21 protein-coding genes are annotated in these 22787 nt (G+C 73.0%); 9 read left to right on the plus strand and 12 right to left on the minus strand.

From position 1 onward, the window contains the following. Window positions 1-70: 70 nt before the first annotated feature. The 3 genes from CFP66_RS44145 to CFP66_RS44155 form a co-directional block, all read right to left on the minus strand. Window positions 71-2116: an acyltransferase family protein gene (locus tag CFP66_RS44145; RefSeq protein ID WP_094931366.1), complete on the minus strand. Its 2046-nt coding sequence runs from the start codon at window positions 2114-2116 to the stop codon at window positions 71-73. Between the two features lie 75 nt (window positions 2117-2191). Further along, complete coding sequence (locus CFP66_RS44150) at window positions 2192-2857, minus strand: response regulator transcription factor (RefSeq protein WP_094931367.1); 666 nt, start codon at window positions 2855-2857, stop codon at window positions 2192-2194. Beyond that, complete coding sequence (locus CFP66_RS44155) at window positions 2854-3861, minus strand: sensor histidine kinase (RefSeq protein ID WP_094931368.1); 1008 nt, start codon at window positions 3859-3861, stop codon at window positions 2854-2856. The genes CFP66_RS44150 and CFP66_RS44155 overlap by 4 nt, the downstream gene beginning before the upstream one ends. A 194-nt stretch (window positions 3862-4055) precedes the next feature. Between CFP66_RS44155 and CFP66_RS44160 the strand changes: the two genes are divergently transcribed. The 6 genes from CFP66_RS44160 to CFP66_RS44185 all read left to right on the plus strand — a co-directional run bounded on the left by CFP66_RS44160 (window position 4056) and on the right by CFP66_RS44185 (window position 9182). Beyond that, window positions 4056-4625, plus strand: a complete 570-nt coding sequence (locus CFP66_RS44160; RefSeq protein WP_158228456.1) for an SPFH domain-containing protein — start codon at window positions 4056-4058, stop codon at window positions 4623-4625. Between the two features lie 60 nt (window positions 4626-4685). After that, window positions 4686-4985: a hypothetical protein gene (locus CFP66_RS44165; protein ID WP_094931370.1), complete on the plus strand. Its 300-nt coding sequence runs from the start codon at window positions 4686-4688 to the stop codon at window positions 4983-4985. 44 nt (window positions 4986-5029) lie between these two features. Further along, on the plus strand, window positions 5030-5488 hold the full coding sequence (locus CFP66_RS44170) for a CBS domain-containing protein (RefSeq protein ID WP_094931371.1): 459 nt from the start codon (window positions 5030-5032) through the stop codon (window positions 5486-5488). A gap of 19 nt (window positions 5489-5507) precedes the next feature. Continuing rightward, entirely contained in the window at window positions 5508-6800 is a 1293-nt protein-coding gene (locus CFP66_RS44175; RefSeq protein ID WP_094931372.1) for an SLC13 family permease, read from the plus strand. 31 nt (window positions 6801-6831) lie between these two features. Further along, window positions 6832-7863 carry a sigma-70 family RNA polymerase sigma factor gene (locus CFP66_RS44180; protein ID WP_094931373.1) on the plus strand — a complete coding sequence of 344 codons (1032 nt, stop codon included), beginning with the start codon at window positions 6832-6834 and terminating at the stop codon, window positions 7861-7863. A gap of 113 nt (window positions 7864-7976) precedes the next feature. Continuing rightward, a complete protein-coding gene (locus tag CFP66_RS44185) occupies window positions 7977-9182 on the plus strand; it encodes a Gfo/Idh/MocA family protein (RefSeq protein WP_094931374.1) in 1206 nt (401 codons plus the stop codon). 23 nt (window positions 9183-9205) lie between these two features. On the opposite strand, the gene CFP66_RS44190 is transcribed toward CFP66_RS44185, so the two are convergent. Then, window positions 9206-9940: a cyclopropane-fatty-acyl-phospholipid synthase family protein gene (locus tag CFP66_RS44190; protein WP_233160238.1), complete on the minus strand. Its 735-nt coding sequence runs from the start codon at window positions 9938-9940 to the stop codon at window positions 9206-9208. 46 nt (window positions 9941-9986) lie between these two features. Then, window positions 9987-11510 (minus strand): MFS transporter, encoded by a 1524-nt coding sequence (locus CFP66_RS44195; RefSeq protein WP_198962105.1) that lies wholly within the window; start codon window positions 11508-11510, stop codon window positions 9987-9989. A gap of 117 nt (window positions 11511-11627) precedes the next feature. Here CFP66_RS44195 and CFP66_RS44200 point away from each other — a divergent pair, with 117 nt between their 5' ends. The 3 genes from CFP66_RS44200 (at window position 11628) to CFP66_RS44210 (ending at window position 13092) form a co-directional block, all read left to right on the plus strand. Further along, window positions 11628-12005, plus strand: a complete 378-nt coding sequence (locus tag CFP66_RS44200; RefSeq protein WP_304528792.1) for a helix-turn-helix domain-containing protein — start codon at window positions 11628-11630, stop codon at window positions 12003-12005. Beyond that, window positions 12005-12337: a class I SAM-dependent methyltransferase gene (locus CFP66_RS44205; RefSeq protein WP_094931376.1), complete on the plus strand. Its 333-nt coding sequence runs from the start codon at window positions 12005-12007 to the stop codon at window positions 12335-12337. Before CFP66_RS44200 ends, CFP66_RS44205 begins: the two co-directional genes overlap by 1 nt. A 113-nt stretch (window positions 12338-12450) precedes the next feature. Continuing rightward, window positions 12451-13092: a protein-L-isoaspartate(D-aspartate) O-methyltransferase gene (locus CFP66_RS44210; RefSeq protein ID WP_094931377.1), complete on the plus strand. Its 642-nt coding sequence runs from the start codon at window positions 12451-12453 to the stop codon at window positions 13090-13092. Here CFP66_RS44210 and CFP66_RS44215 read toward each other — a convergent pair. The 7 genes from CFP66_RS44215 to CFP66_RS44245 form a co-directional block, all read right to left on the minus strand. Further along, complete coding sequence (locus tag CFP66_RS44215; RefSeq protein WP_094931378.1) at window positions 13074-14183, minus strand: acetate/propionate family kinase; 1110 nt, start codon at window positions 14181-14183, stop codon at window positions 13074-13076. The genes CFP66_RS44210 and CFP66_RS44215 overlap by 19 nt on opposite strands. After that, the gene (locus tag CFP66_RS44220) at window positions 14180-16594 is read right to left on the minus strand and encodes a phosphoketolase (protein ID WP_094931403.1); all 2415 of its coding nucleotides are present in this window, start codon (window positions 16592-16594) and stop codon (window positions 14180-14182) included. The genes CFP66_RS44215 and CFP66_RS44220 overlap by 4 nt, the downstream gene beginning before the upstream one ends. A gap of 33 nt (window positions 16595-16627) precedes the next feature. Further along, window positions 16628-18556, minus strand: coding sequence for an aconitate hydratase (locus CFP66_RS44225; RefSeq protein ID WP_233160239.1), 1929 nt, complete (start codon window positions 18554-18556; stop codon window positions 16628-16630). A 66-nt stretch (window positions 18557-18622) separates the two neighbouring features. Continuing rightward, a complete protein-coding gene (locus CFP66_RS44230; RefSeq protein WP_094931404.1) occupies window positions 18623-20656 on the minus strand; it encodes a CocE/NonD family hydrolase in 2034 nt (677 codons plus the stop codon). 22 nt (window positions 20657-20678) lie between these two features. Continuing rightward, entirely contained in the window at window positions 20679-21971 is a 1293-nt protein-coding gene (locus CFP66_RS44235; RefSeq protein ID WP_198962107.1) for an acetyl-CoA carboxylase biotin carboxylase subunit family protein, read from the minus strand. 54 nt (window positions 21972-22025) lie between these two features. Next, on the minus strand, window positions 22026-22286 hold the full coding sequence (locus CFP66_RS44240) for a hypothetical protein (RefSeq protein WP_143517606.1): 261 nt from the start codon (window positions 22284-22286) through the stop codon (window positions 22026-22028). A gap of 12 nt (window positions 22287-22298) precedes the next feature. Further along, entirely contained in the window at window positions 22299-22778 is a 480-nt protein-coding gene (locus tag CFP66_RS44245) for a (2Fe-2S)-binding protein (RefSeq protein ID WP_094931382.1), read from the minus strand. Window positions 22779-22787 lie beyond the last annotated feature (9 nt).

Below are 22787 nucleotides of genomic sequence, written 5' to 3' on the forward strand. Positions count from 1 at the left end.
CTCGACCTCGCAGCACCCTACCCTCACGCTACGGGAGGGTCGTCTCCGGTGCGCTGACCGATGCGACGGGCTACCAGCCCAGCCCCGCCTGCACCGGATCCGCCAACAACTCGGCCATCGACGTGCTGTAGGTGGCGGTGAGGTGGTTGTCGTCCATGTACACCAGGACGTTGCCGATCACCGGCGGGCAGCGGTCGATGGTGCAGATGGCGTCGGAGGTGTCGATGAAGGACACGTTCTCCGGGAGGTCGGGAAGGTCCGCCCACGGCGGGGTCGGCGCGTAGATCTCGGCGCGGTCCACCCCGCACCCGGCGATGTCCTCGGGTTGCATCTGCACGCAGTCCGGGATGGAGTGGTCGAACCTCGGGTTGTCACGCAGGGCGAGCACCGGGATGCCCTGGGCGTCGAGGCGGCGCCACTGCTCGACGAACCCGGCCGGGGTCTGTTCGGTGTGGCCCACGCGCGCGTCGCGGCTGGCCATGGTGACGACCGCGTCGGGCTGCAACGCGGTGATCTCGTCGGCGACCGCGGCGTTGAACGCCACGCATTCGGTTTCCTCGGGGTCGACCTCGGACACCGTGGAGTACGGGCACCCGCCGCGCAGCATGGCGATGAGCTGCCAGTTGTTCTGCTCGGCGATCGGCACCAACGCCGCGGTCATCTGCTGCGCGTGCGAGTCGCCGACCACCACGATCCGCCGCGACGGCGGCTCGGTCTCGTCGGCACCCTCCTCGGCGGGCGGCATCGGCAGCGCGCAGATGTCCCACGCGAACGCCGACATCGGGGAGCAGTCCCAGCGCTCGAGGCGCAGCCAGTCGTCGCCGACCTCCACCGGGGAGGGAAGCAGCGGCGCCGGCGTCACCTCCTCGTCGGAGGCCAGCGCGAGGGCACCGGGGTAGGCGAGGTCGCCGACGTCGGCCTCCGTGGTCGAGCGCAGCGCGCCCACGCCTTGCCAGACGGTGGCGGCGACCACCACCAGTGCGGTGCACGTGGCAGCCAACCGGAAACCCCGACGGGTGCTGGAGGAGCCGTGCCGCTGCAGCGGCTGCTCGACGAGCTCGTGGGTGAGCGCTGCGAGCACCAGGGAGGTGGCGATGATCAGCGCGCCCACGGCGAGGCTCGGGGTCTCGACCTGCCACGCGTGCAGGTACAGGACCAGCAGCGGCCAGTGCCACAGGTACAGCGCGTAGCTGATGTCGCCGAGGTAGCGGGCGACGCGCCCGGCGAGCAGCCGGTCGGCTCCGAACGCGGCGCCGGTGCGCCCGGCCAGCAGGACGAGGGCGGCGCACGTCGTGGGCCACAGCGCGGCGATGCCCGGGAACACGGTCGCCACCGGGATGAGGGCGCCGCACGCCACGAGCCCCAGCACCCCGGTCCACCCCGCCGCGACGCGAGCGCGGCGGGTGAGCACCACCCGGTCGCCGTGCAGGGCCAGCAGCCCGCCGAGCGCGAACTCCCACAGCCTGGTCAGGGTGTGGAAGTAGGCCAGCGGCTGGTTGCTGATCGTCAGCTCGATCGAGTAGATCAGCGACGCCGCGAACACGCCCAGCAGCGTGAGGGTGACCGAGTGGCGCAGCCGCGCCGGCGCCTGCCGGCAGGCCAGCGCGACGAGCGCGATCAGCAGCGGCCAGAGCAGGAAGAACTGCCCCTGCACGGACAGCGACCAGAAGTGCTGCGCGATGCTCGCCACGTTGTTGCGTGCCGCGTAGTCCACCGAATCGGCGGCGAGCTGCCAGTTCTCCAGGAACAACGCCGAGGCGACGACCTCGCGGACCGTCTGGCTCCACCGTCCCTCGGGCAGGACGAAGGCGGCGAGCGCCGCGGTGCTGATCAGGACCAGCGCGGTCGCGGGGGTGAGGCGCGCGAGGGTGCGGCTCCAGCGCTTCCGCACGTCGAGGTCCCCGCGCTCGGCCGAGCGCACCAGCTGGCCGGTGAGCAGGAACCCGGACACCACGAAGAACACGTCGACGCCGCCGGAGACCCGGTTGACCCAGACGTGGTAGACCACGACGAGGACGACCGCGAGCGCGCGCAGCCCCTGCAGCTCCGGCCGGTACCCCGGCGACGAGGCCGGCCCGGCCGCGCGACGGGCAGCCCCCTGCTCACGCGGCGTCATGCATCCCTCCCCCTCGGCGATCGATCCGCCATCCTAGGAGGCCGTTCGACGTACCGGTCACTCGGCCGCCCGGCCTCACGGCTCGACGAGCCCCGCACGGATGGCGTAACGGGTGAGGTCGAGCCGGTCGCGCATGCCGAGCTTCTGCAGGATGTTGGCCCGGTGGCGTTCCACGGTCTTCACGCTGATGCCGAGGGTCTCGGCGATCTCGCGGGAGGAATGGCTCTCCGCGATCAGCTTGACGATCTCCTCCTCGCGCGTGGTCAGGATCCGGTCCGGCTGCCGTTCGCCACGCCGGTCGCGCTGCAGGTAGTCGCGGATCAGCGCCGTCACCGCGCCGGGGTAGAGGAACGGCTCCCCGCGCACCGACGCCCGGCAGGCCTCGATCAGGTCCCGGTCCGCCACCGACTTCAGCACGTAGCCCGACGCGCCGGCCTTGAGGGACTCGAAGAAGTACTGCTCGTTGTCGTACATGGACAGCATCAGGATGTGGATCCTCGGGGCGCGCTGCGAGATCTCGCGGGCCGCCTGGATCCCGGTCAGCCGGGGCATCGCGATGTCCAGGATCGCGAGGTCCACCGATTCCGGGCCGGCGGCGTCGACGGCCTCGGCGCCGTCGGCGGCCTCCGCGACCACGACGAGGTCGGGCTCCGCGTCCAGGATGAGCCGCAGCCCGTGCCGGACCAGCGCGTGGTCGTCGGCGAGCAGGATCCGGGTCGGTGCCGGTGCCGGGGTCGTCACGCGACCCTCGCCGGCAGCGGCACGGTCAGCCGGACCTCGGTGCCGCGGCCCGGCACGGACGTGACCGCCAGCTCGGCCCCGATGAGCAACGCCCGCTCCCGCATACCCCTGATCCCGGCCCCTTCGTGGACGACAACGCCGTGCCCGTCATCGGTGATCGACAGTGTGACCGCTCCCCCGTGTACGTCCAGCGCGAGCTCCACCCGGCCCGCGTCCGCGTGGCGCGCCACGTTGGTCAGCCCCTCCTGCGCGATCCGGTAGAGGACGAGCTCGACGTCGGCGTCGAGCTCGGGCAGGACGCCTCCTGACCTGCGCTCCACCGGCACGCCCGCGGTCTCGGTGAACTCGGTGACCAGGGCCGAGAGGGCGCTCTGCAGCCCGAGGTCCTCCAGCACGCCAGGGCGCAGCCGCCGCGCCACCTGGCGCACCTCGTCGAGGCTGGCCCGCACGGTCTCCTGCACCGTGCGCAGCTCGTCGCGCAGGTCGTCGGGCGCCCGGTCGGCGGCCCGCTTGAGCCCGAGCAGCACCGCGGTCAGGCTCTGCCCGATCTCGTCGTGCAGCTCCCGGGCGATGCGCTGGCGCTCCCCCTCCTGCGCGGCGAGGGCGTGGGCGCTGCTCGCGGTGCGCTCCGCCTCGAGCCTGTCGATCATCGCGTTGAACGTCCCGATCAACCGCGTCAGGTCCCCGTTGCCGCGCTCGGCGAGCCGGTCGGTGGGCCGCAGCAGGTCCACGCGACCCATCACGGTCGTGAGCGCGTCGATGGGGGCGAGGCTGCGGCGCAGCAGCAGCGCGTTCGCGGTGAGGATCACTGCGAGTCCCACCGTCAGCACCGGGATCTCGGTGAGCTGCACGCGCGCGGAGACCGTGGCAGGCGAGACCGCCAGCACCAGCGTGCCGATCGTGAAGACCAGCCCGTTGATCAGCACGATCCGCCGGAAGAGGGGCCGTGCCGGGCTGCCCCCCGTCACGCCCGTGCCGGTGCCCGGCCCGGCTCGCTCGCTCATGCCGCCCAGCGTCGTCCCTCGCGCGGTGCCCGTCCATCGGTGGTGACCCCCGCCCGGACGTGCGGGCATGCATGTCCGACCCCCGGCGATGTGGGTGCTGGCACCGATGGTGCGAGGCCCGCTCGCTGCGAAGACTCGACATGTCCGACGGGGGGCGGACAGCGAGGGGCACGGGCGGCGACGGGTGGTGGTGCATGGGACAGGACGGCACGACCGCCGGCATCGGGCAGGCCGCCGCGTGGGTGGCCGTGCTCGCGATCGTCGCGCTGGCGATGCGTTCGGTGCGTTCCGTCGCAGCGGACGAACGCCTCGTCGTCGTCCGGCGTGGACGGGGCGCCCGGCTGCGCGGGCCCGGCCTGGTCGCCGTCGTGCCCGGCCTCGACCAGGAGGTGCGGGTCCCGTTGCGGGACCGCTGGTACGACGTCACCGAGCTGGACGCCACGACGCGGGACGCGGTCCGGGTCACCGTCACCGCGGCGGCGACCGGCGCGGTGTCCGACCCCCTCCGCTACGCACTGGCCTCCTGCCCCGACGCCGCGGTCGAGTGGGTGCTCGAGGCGGAGCTGCGCCGCTTCCTGGCGCAGCGGGACCTCGCGCAGCTGGCGACGCTCGCGACCACCGGCGTCCCCGCGCTCCCGGCCGCGGTGTCCGCCCGCACGGCCGGCTGGGGCATCGAGATCGCCGAGGTGCAGGTCGGCCGGCTCGACACGCGTGTCGATCCCGCCCTGCTGCGGTGGGCGGGCACGCAGCAGGGAGCGCCGTGATGGGCGCCGGACCCGCCCCCTCAGCCAGCTCCCGCAACGCAGAAGGGCACGACCTCTCCCGTGGAGATCACCCGAACCACCATCCCCGGCGTCGGCCACTCCCACGACTGCCGCACGCGCGCCGGTCAGCGATTCGGCGTGATCGTCGAACGCTCCGGACGACGCCGCCTGCTGACCTACGGAACGGGACGACCCGATGACGACGGCGCACCGGCGGAACAGATCCTCCTCGACGCGGACGAGGCCGACCAGCTCGCGGACCTGTTGCACCAGCGTTCCGTCGCCGACCGGCTCGCCGAGCTCGAGCGCCGCGTGGCCGAGCTCGGGACGAGCCCGGCGAACCCGCAGATCGACGCGTAGAGTGCCGGACGCCGCATTCGGGGTGCGCTCAGAGGGACGGTGTCATGAGGGCACGCGAGCTCGTCGAACAGGTGCCGACGGTCACGCGGGACGACCCGGTGGCCATGGCGGTACGGGTGATGGCGCAGGCGCACCTGCCCGGGCTGATCGTCGTCGACACGCGCTCTCGCCCCTGCGTGGTGCTCCCCGGCACCCAGGTGCTGCTGCTGACGGTGCCGCAGGCGCACCGGGAGGGCCAGGCCCTGGCCCGCACGATCGACGAGCCCCACGCCGATGCGTACTGGCAGGAGCTGGGCGACCTGTCGGTGGGCGACTGCCTGCCCCGCACACCCACCCGCCCGGCGACCGTCCGGGAGGACGCCACCCTCCTCGAGATCGCGGCGCTGATGGCGCGCATGCGCAGCCCGCTCGTCGCCGTCGTGGACGCCGCCGGGGAGCTGCTCGGCGCCATCACCCTCGATCGGCTGCTCAGCCGCCTCACCGCAGGAGGCCCGCCGACCTGACCCGCAGGCGGTGGTGCCCATGAGCGCCACCGTCGCCCTCGGGATCTTCGTCGTCGGCTTCTACTACATCGCCACCGAGAAGGTCGACAAGGTCAAGGCCGCCCTGGTCGCCGCGGGGGCGATGACGGTGCTGGGCCTGACGCCCGGTGCGGCCGTGTTCTTCTCCGAGCACGAGGGCATCGACTGGAACGTCATCTTCCTGCTGCTCGGGATGATGATCATCGTCGGGATCATCAAGCAGACCGGGCTGTTCGACTTCCTCGCGATCTGGGCGGCCAAGCGCTCCCGCGGGGAGCCCTACCGCCTGATGGTGATGCTGATGGCGATCACCGCCGTCGCGTCCCCGCTGCTGGACAACGTCACCATCGTCATGCTGGTGGCCCCGGTGACGGTCGTGATCTGCAGCCGGCTCGCCATCCCCGCCCAGCCCTACCTCATCGCGGAGATCCTGGCATCCAACATCGGTGGTGCCGCCACCCTCATCGGCGACCCGCCCAACATCATCATCGGCAGCCGGGCCGGGCTGAGCTTCAACGACTTCCTCGTGCACATGGCACCGATCGTCGTGGTGATCTTCGGCGTGTTCGTGCTGCTCACCAAGGTGATGTTCCGCAAGTCCTTCCAGTACCACCCCGACAAGGTCGCCGAGGTGATGGCGCTGCAGGAGCGCCGCGCCATCACCGACCCGCGGATGCTGGTGCGCAGCCTGGTCGTCCTCGCCGGCGTGGTCGCCGGGTTCGCGCTGCACACCGTGCTGCACCTGGAGCCCTCGATCGTCGCGCTGGTCGGGGCGGGCGTCATGCTGCTGGTCACACGGGCCGACACCGGCGACACCCTGCGCGAGGTCGAGTGGCCCACGCTGGTCTTCTTCATGGGCCTGTTCGTGATGGTCGCCGGGCTCGTGCACACCGGGGTGATCGCCACCATCGGCGAGTTCGTCATCGACGCCGTCGGCGACGACTACCTCGGGGCGGCCACCGCCCTGCTCTTCGGCTCGGCCGTGCTCGGCGCGTTCTTCGACAACATCCCCTACGCCGCCACGATGGCGCCCATCGTCGAAGGGCTCGTCGCCCAGGTCCCCGACCCGGACACCGGCCAGGCCCTGTGGTGGGCGTTCGCGCTGGGCGCCGACTTCGGCGGCAACGGCACCGCCGTCGCCGCCAGCGCCAACGTGGTGGCGATCGGGATCGCCGCCCGCATGGGCCACCCGATCTCGTTCTGGCAGTTCACCCGCTACGGCATCATGGTCACGGTGCTCAGCACCGCGATGGCGTGGGTGTACGTCTGGCTGCGCTACTTCGTGTGGGCCTGACGCGTGCCACGCCGTCGGGCACAATCCGACCGTGAGCCTCGACCACACCGCGGACCGGGCGGGCGACGACCTCGCGCGGGCCCGCGCCGGGGACGACGACGCCTTCACCCGGCTCGTCGAGCCGCTGCAGCGGGAGCTGCACGCCCACTGCTACGGCATGCTCGGCGCCGCCCACGACGCCGACGACGCGCTGCAGGACGCCCTGCTCAAGGCGTGGAAGGGCCTCGCGGGGTTCCAGGGCCGCAGCTCGCTGCGCTCGTGGCTCTACTCGGTCACCACCAACTCCTGCCTGGACAGCATCCGGCGCCGCGGCGCCCGCGCCCTTCCCGTCGACCTCGGCCCGTCCCACGAGCGGGCCGTGGTCGACGCCACGGCGCGCACCGACGTCGCCTGGCTGGGCCCGTACCCCGACACGGCGCTGCGCGACGGCCCGCTCGCCCCGGACGCCCGTTACGAGCAGCGCGAAGCCGTGGAGCTCGCCTTCGTCGCCGCGCTGCAGCACCTGCCGGCCAACCAGCGCGCGGCGCTGCTGCTGTTCGAGGTCCTCGCCTTCTCGGCCGCGGAGATCGCCGAGATCATGCAGACCTCGCGCGCGTCGGTGAACAGCGCGCTGCAGCGGGCCCGCGCGGTCGTGGCGGACAGGGTGCCCGAACGCACCCAGCAGCAGACCCTGCGCGAGCTCGACGACGACCGGCTCCGCGACGTGGTCTCCGGCTTCGCCGGCGCGCTCGAACGGGGCGACGCCGGCGCGCTCGTCGCACTGCTCACCGACGACGTCACCTGGTCGATGCCACCCCTGCCGCAGTGGTACCGCGGCCTCGGACCGGTCACCGACTTCGCCGTGCGGGTGCCCCTCACCGGATGCGGCAGCTGGCGGCACCTCACCACCAGCGCCAACGGCCAGCCGGCCGTGGCCTGCTACCTGCGCGGCGACGGCTCCGACACCCACCGGGCCTGGTCGATCACCGTCCTGACCCTGCGCGGCGCCCGGATCGCCGCGGTCACCTCGTTCATCGGCCCCGAGCACTTCGTGACGTTCGGACTGCCCCCGTCGCTGCCCTGACGGGACCACCCCGCCCGCACCTATGACGCATCCCACGACCGCGCGATCACAGCGGCCGCTCCCGGGCAGACTGGTCGCCGCTGTGATCACCGAACGCGCGCAGAAGGGCGTCCATGTTCTCGATCGGGTTCGTCGGGGCCGGCCAGTTCGCCGGCCAGTTCACCGAGTTGTTCCACCTGCACCCCGGCGTCGGTGACGTCCACGTCACCGACGTGATCCCCGAGCGGGCCCAGGAGCTCGTGGACCGGCAGGGGCTCGCGGGTACCCGACCGAGCTTCGAGGACATGCTCGCCTCCGACGTCGACGCCGTCGCCATCTTCACGCAGCGCTGGACGCACGGGCCCCTGGTCGTGCGGGCGCTGGAGGCGGGCAAGCACGTGTACTCCGCGGTGCCGATGGCGATCACCGCGGACGAGATCGCCGCGATCATCGACGCGGTGCGGGCCACCGGGCTCACCTACATGATGGGCGAGACGAGCTACTACCACCCGGCCACGGTCTACGCCCGCAAGCGGCTCGCCGACGGCGCGTTCGGCCGGGTCTTCTACGCCGAGGGCGACTACGTCCACGACATGGACCTCGGCTTCTACAAGGCCTACCAGTACAGCGGCGGCGAGAACTGGAAGTCCACCGCCAGCTACCCGCCGATGCTCTACCCCACCCACGCCATCGGCGGCGTCCTCGGCGCCCTGCCCACGCACGCCGTGAGCGTGAGCTGCATCGGGGTGCGCGACGAGCGCGGCGACGGAGTCTTCGACCGCTCGGTCAGCCAGTTCGGCAACGACTTCTCCAACGCCACCGCACTGTTCGAGCTGGCCGACGGCGGCGTGATGCGCACCAACGAGATGCGGCGCGTGGGCTACCCGTCGCACATCCGCGAGTCGCGGTTCCGATTCTTCGGCACCGAAGGCAGCTTCGAGCAGCTGGCGCAGGTCAGCGTGTGGCAGGACAAGGAGAAGGTCACCGACGTCTCCACCGAGCTCGAGCCCAGCTCCGCGCTCTCGGTGGACGACCCGTCGCTCGCGCACGTCGCCGCGGAGCTGCGCCCGGCCTTCGTCTCCGGGCACGCGCCCGTGCACGACGTCGCCCGGCTGCCCGCGTCCTTCCACGGCGCGCACAACGGCCACGAGGGCAGCCACCAGTTCCTCGTCGACGACTTCGTGCACGCGGTGACGACCGGCACGCCGGCCACCGTCAACCCCTGGGTCGCCGCCCGGTTCACGCTGCCCGGGATCATCGCGCACGACTCCGCGTTGCAGGACGGCGCGCGCCTGACCATCCCCGACTTCGGCGACCCGCCCGCGGCGCCCACCCGCTGATCACGTCACGGAGGCGACCGGCCTCACGCGGCGTGAGCGCGCCGCCCGACCAGCACCGACCAGCCCAGCTCGGCGCGCATCTCCCGCAGGTAGACGTCGCGGTGGTGGTGGGAGAGCCGCAGCAGCTCGGCGCGGTCGGGGTGGTCGGGGTGGTCGGGGTGCGCCTGCGTCCAGTCCGCGACGCTCGCCCAGTGCTGCGACTCGTAGTGGTCCCAGTCCGCGACGGTGGAGCTGACGAGGCCGGTCAGCTCCAGCCCGTGCGCGCCGAACGCGGCCGCGAGCCCGGCGAGGTCGTCCGCCTCGTGCCCGGCCACCTCCCGCGGGGCCCCGGCGGCGACGTGGATCTCGCCGATCGCGATCCGGCCGCCGGCCCCCATGGCCTGGGTCATCCACGCGAGGGCCGGGCCGGAGCCGTCGAGCGCGAACGAGGCACCCAGGCACGTGACGATGTCGGTGTCCCGCGCGTGGTGCTCGGCGGCCGGCCCGACGACGACCTCGACCCGGTCGGCCACCCCGGCATCGGCCGCCCGCCGCCGGGCCGCGTCGGCGAAGTCGGGGTTGATCTCGAGCACCGTGACCGACACCCCGTGGCGCACGGCGAGGTCCACGGCCCACCAGCCGCGGCCCCCTCCCACGTCGAGCACCCGCTCCCCCGGCTGCGGATCCAGGTAGCCCGCCACGCGCCGCAGACCGTCGACCGAGCACGGGTTCTGCTGCTCGTGCCCGGACTCGACCACCGAGAAGTAGTTGACCTCCACAAGGGCGCACCGTGCCAGCGACGATGCGGTGCGGCAATCGAGTTACCTACGCGGAGCACTCCTCCCGCTCCTCGGACCGAGAGGGACGGGCCGCCGGCCGCAGGCCCACCACCGCCACCGCCCCGAGCAGCATGAGGGCGGCCGCGGTGAGCGCGGTCGTCACGGAGAACGCCGTGTCGAACGCCTGTCGCGCGGCCACGAGCAGCGCGTCGCCGCCACGCCCGCCGGCCACCTCCACGGCTGCGCCGAGCGAGGTGCGCGCCGTCTCCCAGTCCGCGCGGTCCGATCCCGGCACCGGCGGGAACATGGACCGGTAGACCAACGACAGCACCGTTCCCAGCACGGCGAGCCCGAGGCCGGCCCCGAGGGAGAAGGAGGTCTCCTGGATCCCGCCGACCTCCCCGGCGCGTTCCGGCTCGGCCGCACCGAGCATGGCGTCGGCGCCCAGCGTCATCACCGCGCCCGCGCCGAGCCCGGCGGCCACCAACGCCACCACGGTGCCGGCCGGGCCGACCACGCTGAACGCCGCCAGCGCGAGCCCGAGCAGCACCAGCCCGCCGGACAGCCCGCGGTGCCGGCCGAACCGGGCGCTGAGGCGCGGCGCCAGTGCCGCACCGACCGCGTTGGCCGCCGCGAGCGGCACCAGCGCCAGCCCGGCCGCGAGCGGCGAGTACCCCTCCACGAGCTGGAGGCGCTGGGTGAGCAGGAACAGCAGCGTGGCGTAGGCGCCGTAGCAGCCCATCACGCACAGCGCGGCGAGGCTGAAGCGCCGGTCGGCGAACTGCGCGAGGTCGACCAGCGGGTGCCGGATCCGGCGCTGCCGCCGCACGAAGGCCACCAGCAGCCCGAGAGCGGCCGCACCGACGATCCACGTGACCGCCTCCGGCCCGCTCCCCTCCCCCAACTCCTGGACCGCGTGCACGAGACCGCCCAGGCCGAGGGCGGACAGCGCGGCGCCCGGCGCGTCCCACCGTCGAGCTCGCGGGTCCTTCGACTCCGGCACCAGGAGCACGCCGCCGACCAGCGCGAGCGCCACGACCGGCAGGTTGACCAGGAAGACCGAGCCCCACCAGAAGTGCTCCAGCAGCAGCCCGCCCAGCACCGGGCCGGCCGAGACGCCGACGCTGTAGGCCGCCACCCACAGGCCGATCGCGACCGTGCGTTCGCGGTCGTCGGGGAACACGACCCTGATGACGGCGGGCGTGCACGACATGATCATCGCGCCGCCGACGCCCAGCAGGACCCGCGCGGCGATCAGCGCCGCCGGGACGACCGAGGCAGCCGCGGCCACCGACGCCAGCCCGAACACGGCGAAGCCCAGCACCAGCACGCGTCGCCTGCCGTAGCGGTCGCCCAGCGTCCCGAACGTGAGGAGCCCCGCCGCGACGGTCAGGGCGTAGCCGTCGACGATCCACAGCAGCTCGGACCCGGACGGCAGGAGCTCGCGGCCGATCGTCGGGACGGCCACGTGCAGGACGGTCAGATCCATGCCGACCATCAGCAGGCTCGCGCACAGCACGGCCAGCGCGGCCCAGCGGCGGGGCGGGTTCGGGTCAGCAGGACCGGTCATGCCGCCACAGTGGGACGGGCGAACGGGCCGGACAAGTACGGTCTTTCCGGTGGCCTGGTACCACTCGGGACCGTGTGTACCAGCGTGGACGGGGGACGGGGGTCGGACGTGCGACGGGTGCGCGAGCGGGTGGAGGAGATGGCCGGCTACTGCGACACGGAGGTCCTCCTCGAGATCGTCGGCGGCAAGTGGAAGCTGCTGATCGTCAAGTACCTGCTGCGCGGGACCCACCGGTTCAACGCACTGCAGCGGGCGCTGCCCCCGATCACCCAGCGGATGCTCACCCGCCAGCTGCGCGAGCTCGAGGCGGACGGGCTGGTGGAGCGGACCGTGTACCCGGAGGTCCCGCCGCGCGTCGAGTACGCGCTCACCGACGTCGGCCGCAGCCTCGGCCCGCTCGTCGAGCAGCTCGACCACTGGGGCCACTGGTACCGCGAGCACCTGCGGACCCGGGCCGAGGCCCAGGAACAGGTTCCTCCCGCACCGAGCCGGTGATGGGCGGCGTGCCGGACCGGATCCGCTGGGCCGTCGACGTGCTCGACCCCGCCGGCGCGGACCGGGTCCTGGAGATCGGCTGCGGCCCGGGCGTGGCGGCGGCGCTGGTCTGCCCGCGCCTGCCGGCGGGGTGGATGCTCGCCACCGACCGCTCGGCCGTGGCCGGGCTGCAGATCCTGCGCCGGGTGCTGCGCCCCGGTGGCCTGCTGCACGTCCTCTTCGGTGCGGGCGGGCCCACCTCGGCCGCACGGATCACCGACCCGATCACGGCCGCCCCCGGGCACACCGCACCACAGGGCGGCCGACGTCTACCCGGCCCGCGCCCCGGGTAGACGTCGGGCATGGACGCAACCCTCGTCGTGGCCACCGAACCCGCACCCCCGATGCCGGGCCCCGATCCCTCGCCCCCGCCGGCGCCGCCGCCCGAGCCGATCGACCCCCGTACATGAGCGGAGAGACCGCGCGAGAACGCGCTGCGATGGTCGACCGTCTTCGGGCGCACGGCGTCACCGACGAGCGGGTGCTCTCCGCGATGTCGGAGGTCCCACGGGAGCGGTTCGTGCCCCCCGGCGCCGCCGCCGACGCCTACGAGGACACCCCGCTCACCATCGGGCTCGGCCAGACGATCTCCGCGCCGCTGATCGTCGCGTTCAGCGCGGCCGCGCTGCAGGCCGGGCCGGACGCCCACGTCCTCGAGATCGGCACCGGGTCCGGGTACGCCGCCGCGGTGCTCGCCCGCAGCCACGGCTCGGTGGTCACCATCGAGCGCCACGCCGAGCTCGCCGAGCAGGCGCGCGCAGCGCTCGCGGACACCGGCTACGACACCGTCGAGGTGCGCACTGGCGACGGCTACCGCGGCGCGCCCGACCGCGCCCCGTTCGACGGGATCGTCGTCACCGCGATGGCCGACGCCGCGCCGCCACCTGCGCTGCTGGAGCAGCTCGCCCCCGGCGCGGCGCTGGTCTGTCCCGTCGGCCACGGCGGGCACGGGGTGCTGACCCGCTACCGGGACGGCCGGGCCGAGGAGCTCCTCGACGTCGCGTTCGTGCCTCTGGTGCCCGGTTCCCCTCAGCCCGGGTCGTCCTGAAGCGGGCCGTCCTCGAGCAGGTCGCGCACCTGTCCGGCGATCACCAGGTCCTCCCGCGCCTCGAGCACGACGACGGCGCCGGGGTGGCCGTCCGCGCCGATGACCGCGTCGACCTCCCCGTCCACGCCCGCCGCGGCATTGCGCTCGGCGTCGAGCGCGAGCCCGAGGAACCCGAGGCCGTCGACGATCGCGGCGCGCAGCCGCGGCTGGTGCTCGCCCACGCCGCCGGAGAACGCCAGGACGTCCACACCTCCCATCGCCGCCGCCATGGCCGCGACGAGCGCCCGCGCCCGGTGCACCCACACGTCGAGCGCGAGGGTGGCGTCGTCGTCGCCGGTGTCGACGCGGGCCAACACGTCGCGCAGGTCCGACGAGCCGGCGAGCGCCTGCAGTCCCGACTTCCGGTCGAGCGCCGTCGCCACGTCACCCGCGTCCAGGCCCTCGCCGATCACGTACGGCGGCACGGACGGGTCGAGATCGCCGCTGCGGGTGCCCATCACCAGGCCCGCGGTGGGGGTGAAGCCCATCGTCGTGTCCACCGAGCGGCCCCGGTCCACCGCACACAGCGACGCGCCTGACCCGAGGTGCGCGGTGACGGTCCGCAGCTGCTCCAGCGGCCGCCCGAGCAGCTCCGCGGCCCGCCGGGCGGACCACTCGTGCGCCAGCCCGTGGAAGCCGTAGCGCCGCACGCGGAGCTCGTCGCGCCAGCGCGCCGGCACCGCGTAGGTGTGGGCCGCGGCGGGCATCGTGGTGTGGAAGGCGGTGTCGAAGCAGGCGACCTGCGCCACGTCGGGCAGGGCGGCACGGGCCTGGCGCAACGCGTCCAGGGCCGGACCCTGGTGCAGCGGCGCCATCGCGCGCAGGTCCTCGATCCCCGCCAGCACGTCGTCGTCGACGAGCGTGGGTCCGGTGAAGCGGGTGCCACCGTGCACCACCCGGTGCCCGACCGCGTCGACCCGCTCCTCCAGCACCTTCCCGAGCGCGTCCTGGGCATCGTCGGGCTCGACGGTCTCACGCGAGACGACCTCGTGCCCGTCGAGCAGGGCGATCTTCACCGACGACGAACCCGCGTTGATCACCAGTGTTCTCATCCTGGCCACACCCAGTCGGCCACCTCGGGCGCGTCCTCGCCGTGCACGCGCGTGTGCCGGCGGCAGCGCAGTCGCTGGTCGACCATCTCCTGGCGCAGCCCCGCGTGGCGCACCGCGAGCCCGGGCACGCGGTCGATCACGTCCATCACCAGGTGGTAGCGGTCCAGGTCGTTGAGCATGACCATGTCGAACGGCGTGGTGGTCGTGCCCTCCTCCTTGTAGCCGCGCACGTGCAGGTTGGCGTGGTTGCGCCGCCGGTAGGTCAACCGGTGGATCAGCCAGGGATAACCGTGGTAGGCGAAGATCACCGGCTTGTCCGTGGTGAACAGCCCGTCGAAGTCGCGGTCGGGCAGGCCGTGCGGATGCTCGCGCTCGTCCTGCAGGCGCATCAGGTCCACCACGTTCACCAGCCGGACCTTCAGCTCCGGCAGGTGGCGGCGCAGCAGGTCGACCGCGGCCACCGCCTCCAGCGTCGGGACGTCACCCGCGCACCCGAGCACGACGTCCGGTTCGCTGCCCTGGTCGTTCGACGCCCAGTCCCAGACGCCGATGCCGCGCGCGCAGTGCGCCACCGCCTCGTCCATGGTCAGCCACTGGGGGCCGGGGTTCTTCCCGGCCACGACGACGTTCACCAGGTCGCGGCTGCGCAGGCAGTGGTCCATCGTCGACAGCAGGGTGTTCGCGTCCGGGGGCAGGTAGGCGCGCACGATCTCGGCCTTCTTGTTCAGGACGTGGTCGACGAAGCCGGGGTCCTGGTGGGAGAAGCCGTTGTGGTCCTGGCGCCAGACGTGGCTGGTGAGCAGGTAGTTCAGCGACGCGACCGGGCGCCGCCAGGGGATCGCGCCGCTGGTCTCGAGCCACTTGGCGTGCTGGTTGAACATCGAGTCGACGATGTGGATGAACGCCTCGTAGCAGTTGAACAGCCCGTGCCGGCCGGTGAGCAGGTAGCCCTCCACGAGGCCCTGGCACAGCTGCTCGTTGAGCACCTCGAGCACCTGCCCGCGCTGCGCGGTGTGCTCGTCGCCGGGCCGCAGCTCCCCGAGGAACTGGCGGTCGGTCACGGTGAAGACGCCCTGCAGCTTGTTCGAGACGGTCTCGTCCGGACCGACGATCCGGAAGTTCTCCCGGTTGGCGCCCACCACGTCCGCGAGCCAGTTCCCCAGCGTGCCGGTGGCGCTCTCCGGGCCGGCGCCGGGCGTCGGGACGTCCACGGCGTGCGCCCGGAAGTCGGGCAACCGCAGGTCGCGCAGCAGCAGCCCGCCGTTGGCGTGCGGGGTGGCGCTCATCCGGGCGTCCCCGCGCGGGGCCAGCGCCGCCAGCTCCGGCCGCAGCCGGCCGTCGTCGTCGAACAGCTCCTCGGGCCGGTACGAACGCAGCCAGTCCTCCAGCTGCGCCCGGTGGCCCTCGTCGGTGCGGACCTCGGCGAGCGGCACCTGGTGGGCGCGGAACGTGCCCTCGACGGGGGTTCCGTCCACCTCCCGCGGCCCGGTCCAGCCCTTCGGGGTGCGCAGCACCAGCACCGGCCAGCACGGTCGTTCCACCGGCTCCCCCGCCGCGTCCTGCGCGGCGGCCCGGTCCCGGATCCGGCGTATCTCGGCGGCGATCTCGTCGAGGACGTCGGCCATCCGAGCGTGGACCGCCATGGGGTCCTCGCCCCTGCCGTTCTCGTCGGGGAACCCGCCGTCCAGCACGTAGGGACGGTGGCCGTGACCGCGCAGCTGGCCGAGCAGCTCCTCCTCGGGGATCCGCGCCGACACCGTCGAGTTCGCGATCTTGTAGCCGTTGAGGTGCAGGATCGGCAGCACGGTGCCGTCGTGCACCGGGTGCAGGAACTTGTTCGCCTGCCACGAGCCGGCGAGCGCGCCCGTCTCGGCCTCACCGTCGCCGATGACGCAGGCCACCAGCAGCTCGGGGTTGTCCAGGGCGGCACCGTAGGCGTGGGCGAGGGAGTAGCCCAGCTCGCCGCCCTCGTGGATCGAGCCCGGCGTCTCCGGCGCCGCGTGGCTGGGGACGCCGCCGGGGAAGGAGAACTGGCGGAACAGCTCCCGCATCCCCTCCGCGTCCGCGGGCACGTGCGCGTACCGCTCCGAGTAGGTGCCCTCCAGCCAGGCGGTGGCGACGACGCCGGGTCCGCCGTGGCCGGGCCCCGTGACGTAGAGCGCCGACAGGTCGTCCCGCGCGACCACCCGGTTCAGGTGCGCCCACAGGAACGTCAGCCCCGGTGTCGTGCCCCAGTGCCCGAGCAGGCGCGGCTTGATGTGCTCGGGCGCCAGCGGCTCGCGCAGCAACGGGTTGTCCATCAGGTAGATCTGCCCCACCGACAGGTAGTTGGCCGCGCGCCACCACCGGTCGAGCAGATCCAGGTCGGTGCGGCGGGCGGTGTCCGGACGGTCGGTCGCCTCGACTGCCATGCAGTGCACGTACCCGCGGACGGCGGCCTCCAACTACCGCTGCTGCGCGAGCTCCCGGATCCGGCCGCCCGCCAGCAGCGTCTCGACCTGGCGCGGGGAGAGCCGGTGGGTGACGGTGAAACTGGACCCGTCGCAGGCGACGGCGAGCTCCGTGGACGCGGGCAACGTCGCGTGCAGGTCCCGCAGCTGCAGGACGTCACCCGGGTGGATCGCGTCGAGGTCGGCAGCGTCGGTGAAGGTGAGGGGCAGCACCCCGAAGTTCACCAGGTTCTGCCAGTGGATGCGCGCGAACGAGCGGGCGATCACCACGGCCAGCCCGAGGTGGCGCGGCGTGATGGCGGCGTGCTCGCGGGAGGATCCCTGCCCGTAGTTGCGCCCGGCGACCACGGCGTGCGGGCCCGTCTCCCGCGCGCAGGACGGGTAGTCCGCATCGATCCGGGTGAACGTGAAATCGGCGAGCTTCGGGATGTTGGAGCGGTAGGGCAGGGCGCGGGCTCCCGCGGGGGAGATCTCGTCGGTCGAGACGTCGTCGCCCATCACGAGCAGGACCGGGAGTTCCAGCGCGTCCGGGAAGGGCTCCAGCTCGGGCAGCGAGGAGATGTTGGGGCCCTTCACCAGCTCGACCGTCGCGGCTTCCTCGGCCGGGAGCGGCGCCACGAGCATCGAGGTGTTCACCGACGCCCGGGCGGGCAACTCCAGCACCGGGTACGCGAGGTCGTTGTCCCGGGCGAAGTCACGGGGATCGGTGATCACGCCGGTCAGCGCCGAGGCCGCTGCCGTCTCCGGCGAGCACAGCCACACCGCGTCGTCGGCCGTGCCCGAGCGCCCCGGGAAGTTGCGGGGGAAGGTGCGCAGCGAGTTGTGCCCGGCGGCGGGCGCCTGGCCCATGCCGATGCAGCCCAGGCACCCCGACTGGTGCATCCGCGCACCCGCCGCGATCAGCGGGAAGGTCGCGCCCATCCGCATCATGTCCTGGAGGATCTGACGCGACGTCGGGTTGACGTCGAAGCTGACGGTGTCGCTGGTCTGGCGGCCGTCGACCATCGCGGCGACGATCGCGAAGTCGCGCAGGCCCGGGTTCGCCGACGAGCCGACGACGACCTGGTGCACCGGCTCGCCCGCGCACTCGCGCACCGCCACCACGTTGCCGGGCGAGGACGGCCGCGCGATCAGCGGTTCGAGCGCGGACAGGTCGATCTCGTCGATGACGTCGTAGCTCGCCCCCGCATCGGCGGTGACCTCGCGGAAGTCCTCCTCCCGGTCCTCGACGCGCAGGAAGTCCCGCACGGCGTCGTCGGCGGGGAACACCGTGGTCGTGGCGCCCAGCTCGGCGCCCATGTTGGCGATGACGTGCCGGTCCATGGCCGTGAGCCCGGCCAGCCCCGGGCCGTGGTACTCGATCACCCGGTCGACGCCGCCACCGACGCCGTGGCGGCGCAGCATCTCGAGAACCACATCCTTCGCCGACACCCACTCCGGCAGCTCGCCGACCAGCCGCACCCCCCAGACGTGGGGCATCCGCAGGTGCAGGGGCTCACCCGCGATCGCCTGGGCGACGTCGAGGCCGCCGACGCCGATGGCGAGCATGCCGAGCGACCCGGCCGCGCACGTGTGCGAGTCGGAGCCTGCGAGGGTGGCGCCGGGCACCCCGAACCGCTGCATGTGGGTGGGATGCGAGACGCCGTTGCCCGGCTTGGAGTACCACAGGCCGTAGCGGCGGGCCGCCGAGCGCAGGAACTCGTGGTCCTCGGCGTTGCGCTCGTCGGCCTGCAGGAGGTTGTGGTCGACGTACTGGACGCTGACGTCCGTGCGCGCCCGGTCCAGCCCGATCGCCTCGAGCTCCTGCATGACGAGGGTGCCCGTGGCGTCCTGGGTGAGGGTCTGGTCGATGCGCAGCGCGATCTCCTCACCCGCCACCGCCTCGCCGTGCAGCAGATGGTCGTCGATCAGCTTCCGGGTCACCGTCCGCGCCGCCACGACCGGCGCGTACCCGGCCCGACCCGCCGCTATGCGAGAACGCGCGGATCGTCAGACGTGGTCGCGCGGCACGGTCAGCCGCCAGCTCTGCGCGTGCACCCGCTCGGCGCCCTCGTAGGCGTCGAGCTGGGCGTAGAGCCGGAAGTCGGTGGCCGTGGACGTCAGCACCGTGCGCGTGACGGTCTCGACGGCCCAGTCACCACGGGCGAACCCCATGCGCCAGGCGGTCTCGCCCCGCACGGAGTCCGTGTCGTCGGCGACCCAGGAGTAGCGCTCGTCGGCGCGACGGGTGACCGCCAGGTCGATGTCCTCGAAGCGCACCACCCCGAGGTCCTTGACGACCTCCAGCGCCGACTCGTACCCGATCAGGTCGCGGGTGACCGCCCAGCGCTGCCGGCCCGGCTCGACCTGGGTGGTGGCCAGCGGCCGGGCACCCTCGGGCTCACCCAGGGGCGGCACCGTGAGCTCGTCGGTCCCGGGGTCGGGGCGCAGCGGCAGCACCAGGGCGCTCGCGGCGGGGAACACGGTGAGCCGCACCGGTTCGGGAGGCGGCCAGGCCAGCGGCCAGTAGGAGGTCGAGAGCGCCAGCCGCAGCCGGTGCCCGGGCGAGAGGGCCTGCGCCATCGCGTTGAGCGTCACGCGCACCCGGTAGCACTCGCCGGGCCGGAGCGCCTCGGGCCGGTCGTGACCGTCGCGGTGGGTGAGGTTGAGCAGCCCGTAGCTGATGCGGGTGGCCCGCCCGTCGGGGCCGACGTCGGACAACCGCGCCGCGACCATCGCCACCGGCCGGTCGACCGCGAACTCCAGCTCGACGACGGGGGAACCGAGGATCTCCATGCGCTCGGTGAGCACCTCGCCGTCGAAGACCAGCGACCCGCCGTCCTCCTCGCGCTGGTCATACGGCAGGTCGGGCGGCGCGTTGTAGGAGCACCACTTGCCGGCGAACTGGCCCACCGACAGCGGTGACTGCACCGTGAGGCGCTCCGGGACGTTGTCGGACCGTTCCCGGTTCGCCGGGAGGACGCGGTGGTCGCCGAGCGGGTGGGCCACCGCGTGCACCCGTGGTGACGGCCAGCTGGGCTCGCCGACCCAGCGCCCGGGCCGCTCCTCGTACGCCGTGGACGGCGGGACGCTCTCCTGCATCCAGATGCGCAGCATCGGCTCGTCCATCACGCCGTTGTCCTCGTCGCGCAGCCACCGGCCCCACCAGCGCACGAGCTCCTGCAGGAAGCCGACCGCGGGGCCGGGCTGGCCCAGGTGCGGGTACTTGTGCGACCACGGGCCCACCAGTCCCCTGCGCGGCACGTCCAGCTCGGCGAGCAGCCGGAACACCGAGTTCGAGTACCCGTCGGCCCAGCCGCTGACGGCGAGGACGGGGGTCCGGATCGCCGAGAAGTCCTCGCAGACCGAGCCGTGCCGCCAGTACGCGTCCCGGTGCTGGTGGCGCAACCACTCCTGCAGCCACAGGCCGCTGCCCTGCAACCGCTCGTGCCACATGTCGCGCCAGCGGTCCCCGACGACCTCGGGGTCGGGCGGGCAGGAGGTGTAGGCGAACATCGTCGACGCCCACGACAGGTTGTCGGTGAGCAGGCAGCCGCCCATGTAGTGCACGTCGTCGGCGTAGCGGTCGTCGGTGGACGACGCCGTGACGACCGCGCGCAGGCTCGGCGGGCGCCGCGCCGCCACCTGCAGCGCGTTGAACCCGCCCCAGGAGATGCCCATCATCCCGGTGCGCCCGTCGCACCACGGCTGGGCGGCGATCCAGGCGAGCACCTCCTCGGCGTCGCACAGCTCCTGCTCCAGGTACTCGTCGGTGAGCACGCCCTCCGAGTCGCCGCTGCCGCGCAGGTCGATACGCACCCCGGCGAACCCGTGCCCCGCGAAGTACGGGTGGTGGATGGAGTCGCGGACGGCGGTGAGATCGCGCTGCCGGTACGGGATGAACTCCAGCACGGCGGGCACCGGGTGCGCATCCGAACCCTCCGGGCGCCAGACCCGCGCGGCCAGGCGCTTGCCGTCCGGCATCGGGATCTCCAGGCAGACGTCCTCCCGGACGGCGTGCGGGAACTCGTCGACGATCTCCATGGCGATCTCCACGCTCGGCGGGTCAGGCCTCCTCGAACTCGAACGGCAGACCCGCGACGACCCGCTCGTACTTCTCCCGCAGCTCGTCCTCGCTCCCGGAGCCGACGAACACGTTCGCGATCGCGTAGCTGTAGCTGTCCTGGTCGTGCAGCTCCGAGAGCCGGTCACCGACCTGCACGCCCACCGTGACGGTGCAGCCCGGGACGTCGCACTCCACCCGCCCGATCTCCTCGGCGGTGGGCACGCGGACGGCCACCCCGTCCTCGGCCCGGCGCAGGAACCACTTGGCCGCCACCGCGAAGGGCCCCTCCCCGTGCAGGGGCCGAGGCTCGCGGCCCAGCGCGAGCTGCAGCATGACGTCGTGGTGGGCGAAGCCGTCGACCTGCTCGAACAGCTCGGCGTGCGACTGGGAGTGGCGGGGGTTCACCTCCAGCAGCGTGATCGCGTCCCGCTCGGCGTCCCAGAAGTACTCGATGTCGAACGTCGTGCCGTCCAGGCCGATCCGGCCGATCACGCGCCGCGAGATGTCGGCGAGCCGGTCCGCGACGGCGGCCGGCACCCTGGACGGGTACTGGTAGCGCTCGAAACTCGGGCTGTCCGGGCAGTTCACGGAGTCGACGACGCCGTACACGCGCACCTCGCCCCGGAAGCTGTAGCCCTCCACCGTCACCTGGGCGCCGGTCGCCGACTCCTCGACGAGGCAGGCGCTGCCGCCCGCCTCCGCGATCTCCGCCGGCAGGTCCACCAGGTCGAGCACGAACTCGAAGGGGTCACCGATGCGCCCGACGCCCTCCCGGATCTCGACCGCCGCGTCGTGCAGCTGCTCGTGGTCCTCCACCCGGAACGCGAGCTTCGACGACGCGGACTTCACCGGCTTGATCCACACCGGGTAGCGCAGCCCGTCAGGGAGGTCCGGGTCCTCGTCGTCGAGGTCGAGCAGCCCGAACCGCGGCACCTCGTCGATCACCTTCCGCTGCTCCAGCCGGCTCCAGTACTTGTGCTCGCACTTCAGCACGGCCTCGAGGCTGGGCCAGGGCAGACCGCGGCGCCCGGCGAGGATCGGCACCATCGTGCTGATCGGGAAGTCCCAGAACCCGATGACGGCGTCCACGCGCCCGTCGAACTCGTCAAGCTGCCGCTGCGCCTGCTCCAGCAGGTCGGGCACCGGGATCGTGTCGCGGTGCAGCAGGTCGTCGATGTCCAGCAGCGGGTGGAACCGGTACTGATCGGCGTTCGGCAACGCCTCCAGCAGCTGGGCGTTGTGCTCGTCCAGGCCCAGCACGAAGACGTTCCGCACGTCGCTCGTCCCTGTCACGACCGACGATGCTCGCAGAGTCCCGGCGCACCGGCAGCCCGGCGGCCGCGCCCCTCACCCGGTCGGGTCGTCCAGCAGCCCGCCCGCCGGTCCCTCGACGAATCGGGGGTCGAACTGCGGGAGCTCGGCGCCCGCACCGTCGGTCCCCTGCGGTTCCGGGCCGTCGGCGGCGTCGAGGAGCGAGGTCTGCGCGTCGGCGGCGGTCGCCGCGCCGGCGCTCACCGCCTGTTCCAGGTCGCTCGCGGCCGCGGTGCCCGCCGCCAGCGGCAGGGCCGCGCCGGACAGCAGCAGGCCGGCGATCATGCGCTTACCCATCGGACGTGCTCCTCACATGTTCTCCGCGCCGGCCGTGATGGCCTCGCGGATCCGGTTGTAGGTACCGCAGCGGCAGATGTTGCGGATCTCCTCGATCGCGTCGTCGTCGACGTCGCGGCCCTCGGCCACGCACTGGCGGACCTTCGCCACCGCCGCCATGATCTGGCCGGGCTGGCAGTAGCCGCACTGCGCGACGTCGTAGGAGATCCAGGCCTGCTGCATGGGGTGCAGGTCGTCCCCGTCGACCGTGTCGGCCAGCCCCTCGATCGTGGTGATCTCGTCGTCGGCGGCCACATCCGCGACGCGGACCGAGCACGGGTTGAAGGCCTTGCCGTTGATGTGGCTCGTACAGGCTTTGCAGACGTTGATCCCGCACCCGTACTTGGGGCCGGTGACTCCGAGCAGGTCACGGATGACCCAGAGCAGGCGCACGTCGTCCTCGGTGTCCACCGAGACGCGCTCGCCGTTGAGCGTGAAGGTGTGGGTGGGCATGCGCGCTCC

Origin of the sequence: Pseudonocardia sp. MH-G8 (genome assembly GCF_002262885.1) — a bacterium.
In the GTDB taxonomy this organism is placed as follows: Bacteria; Actinomycetota; Actinomycetes; order Mycobacteriales; family Pseudonocardiaceae; genus Pseudonocardia.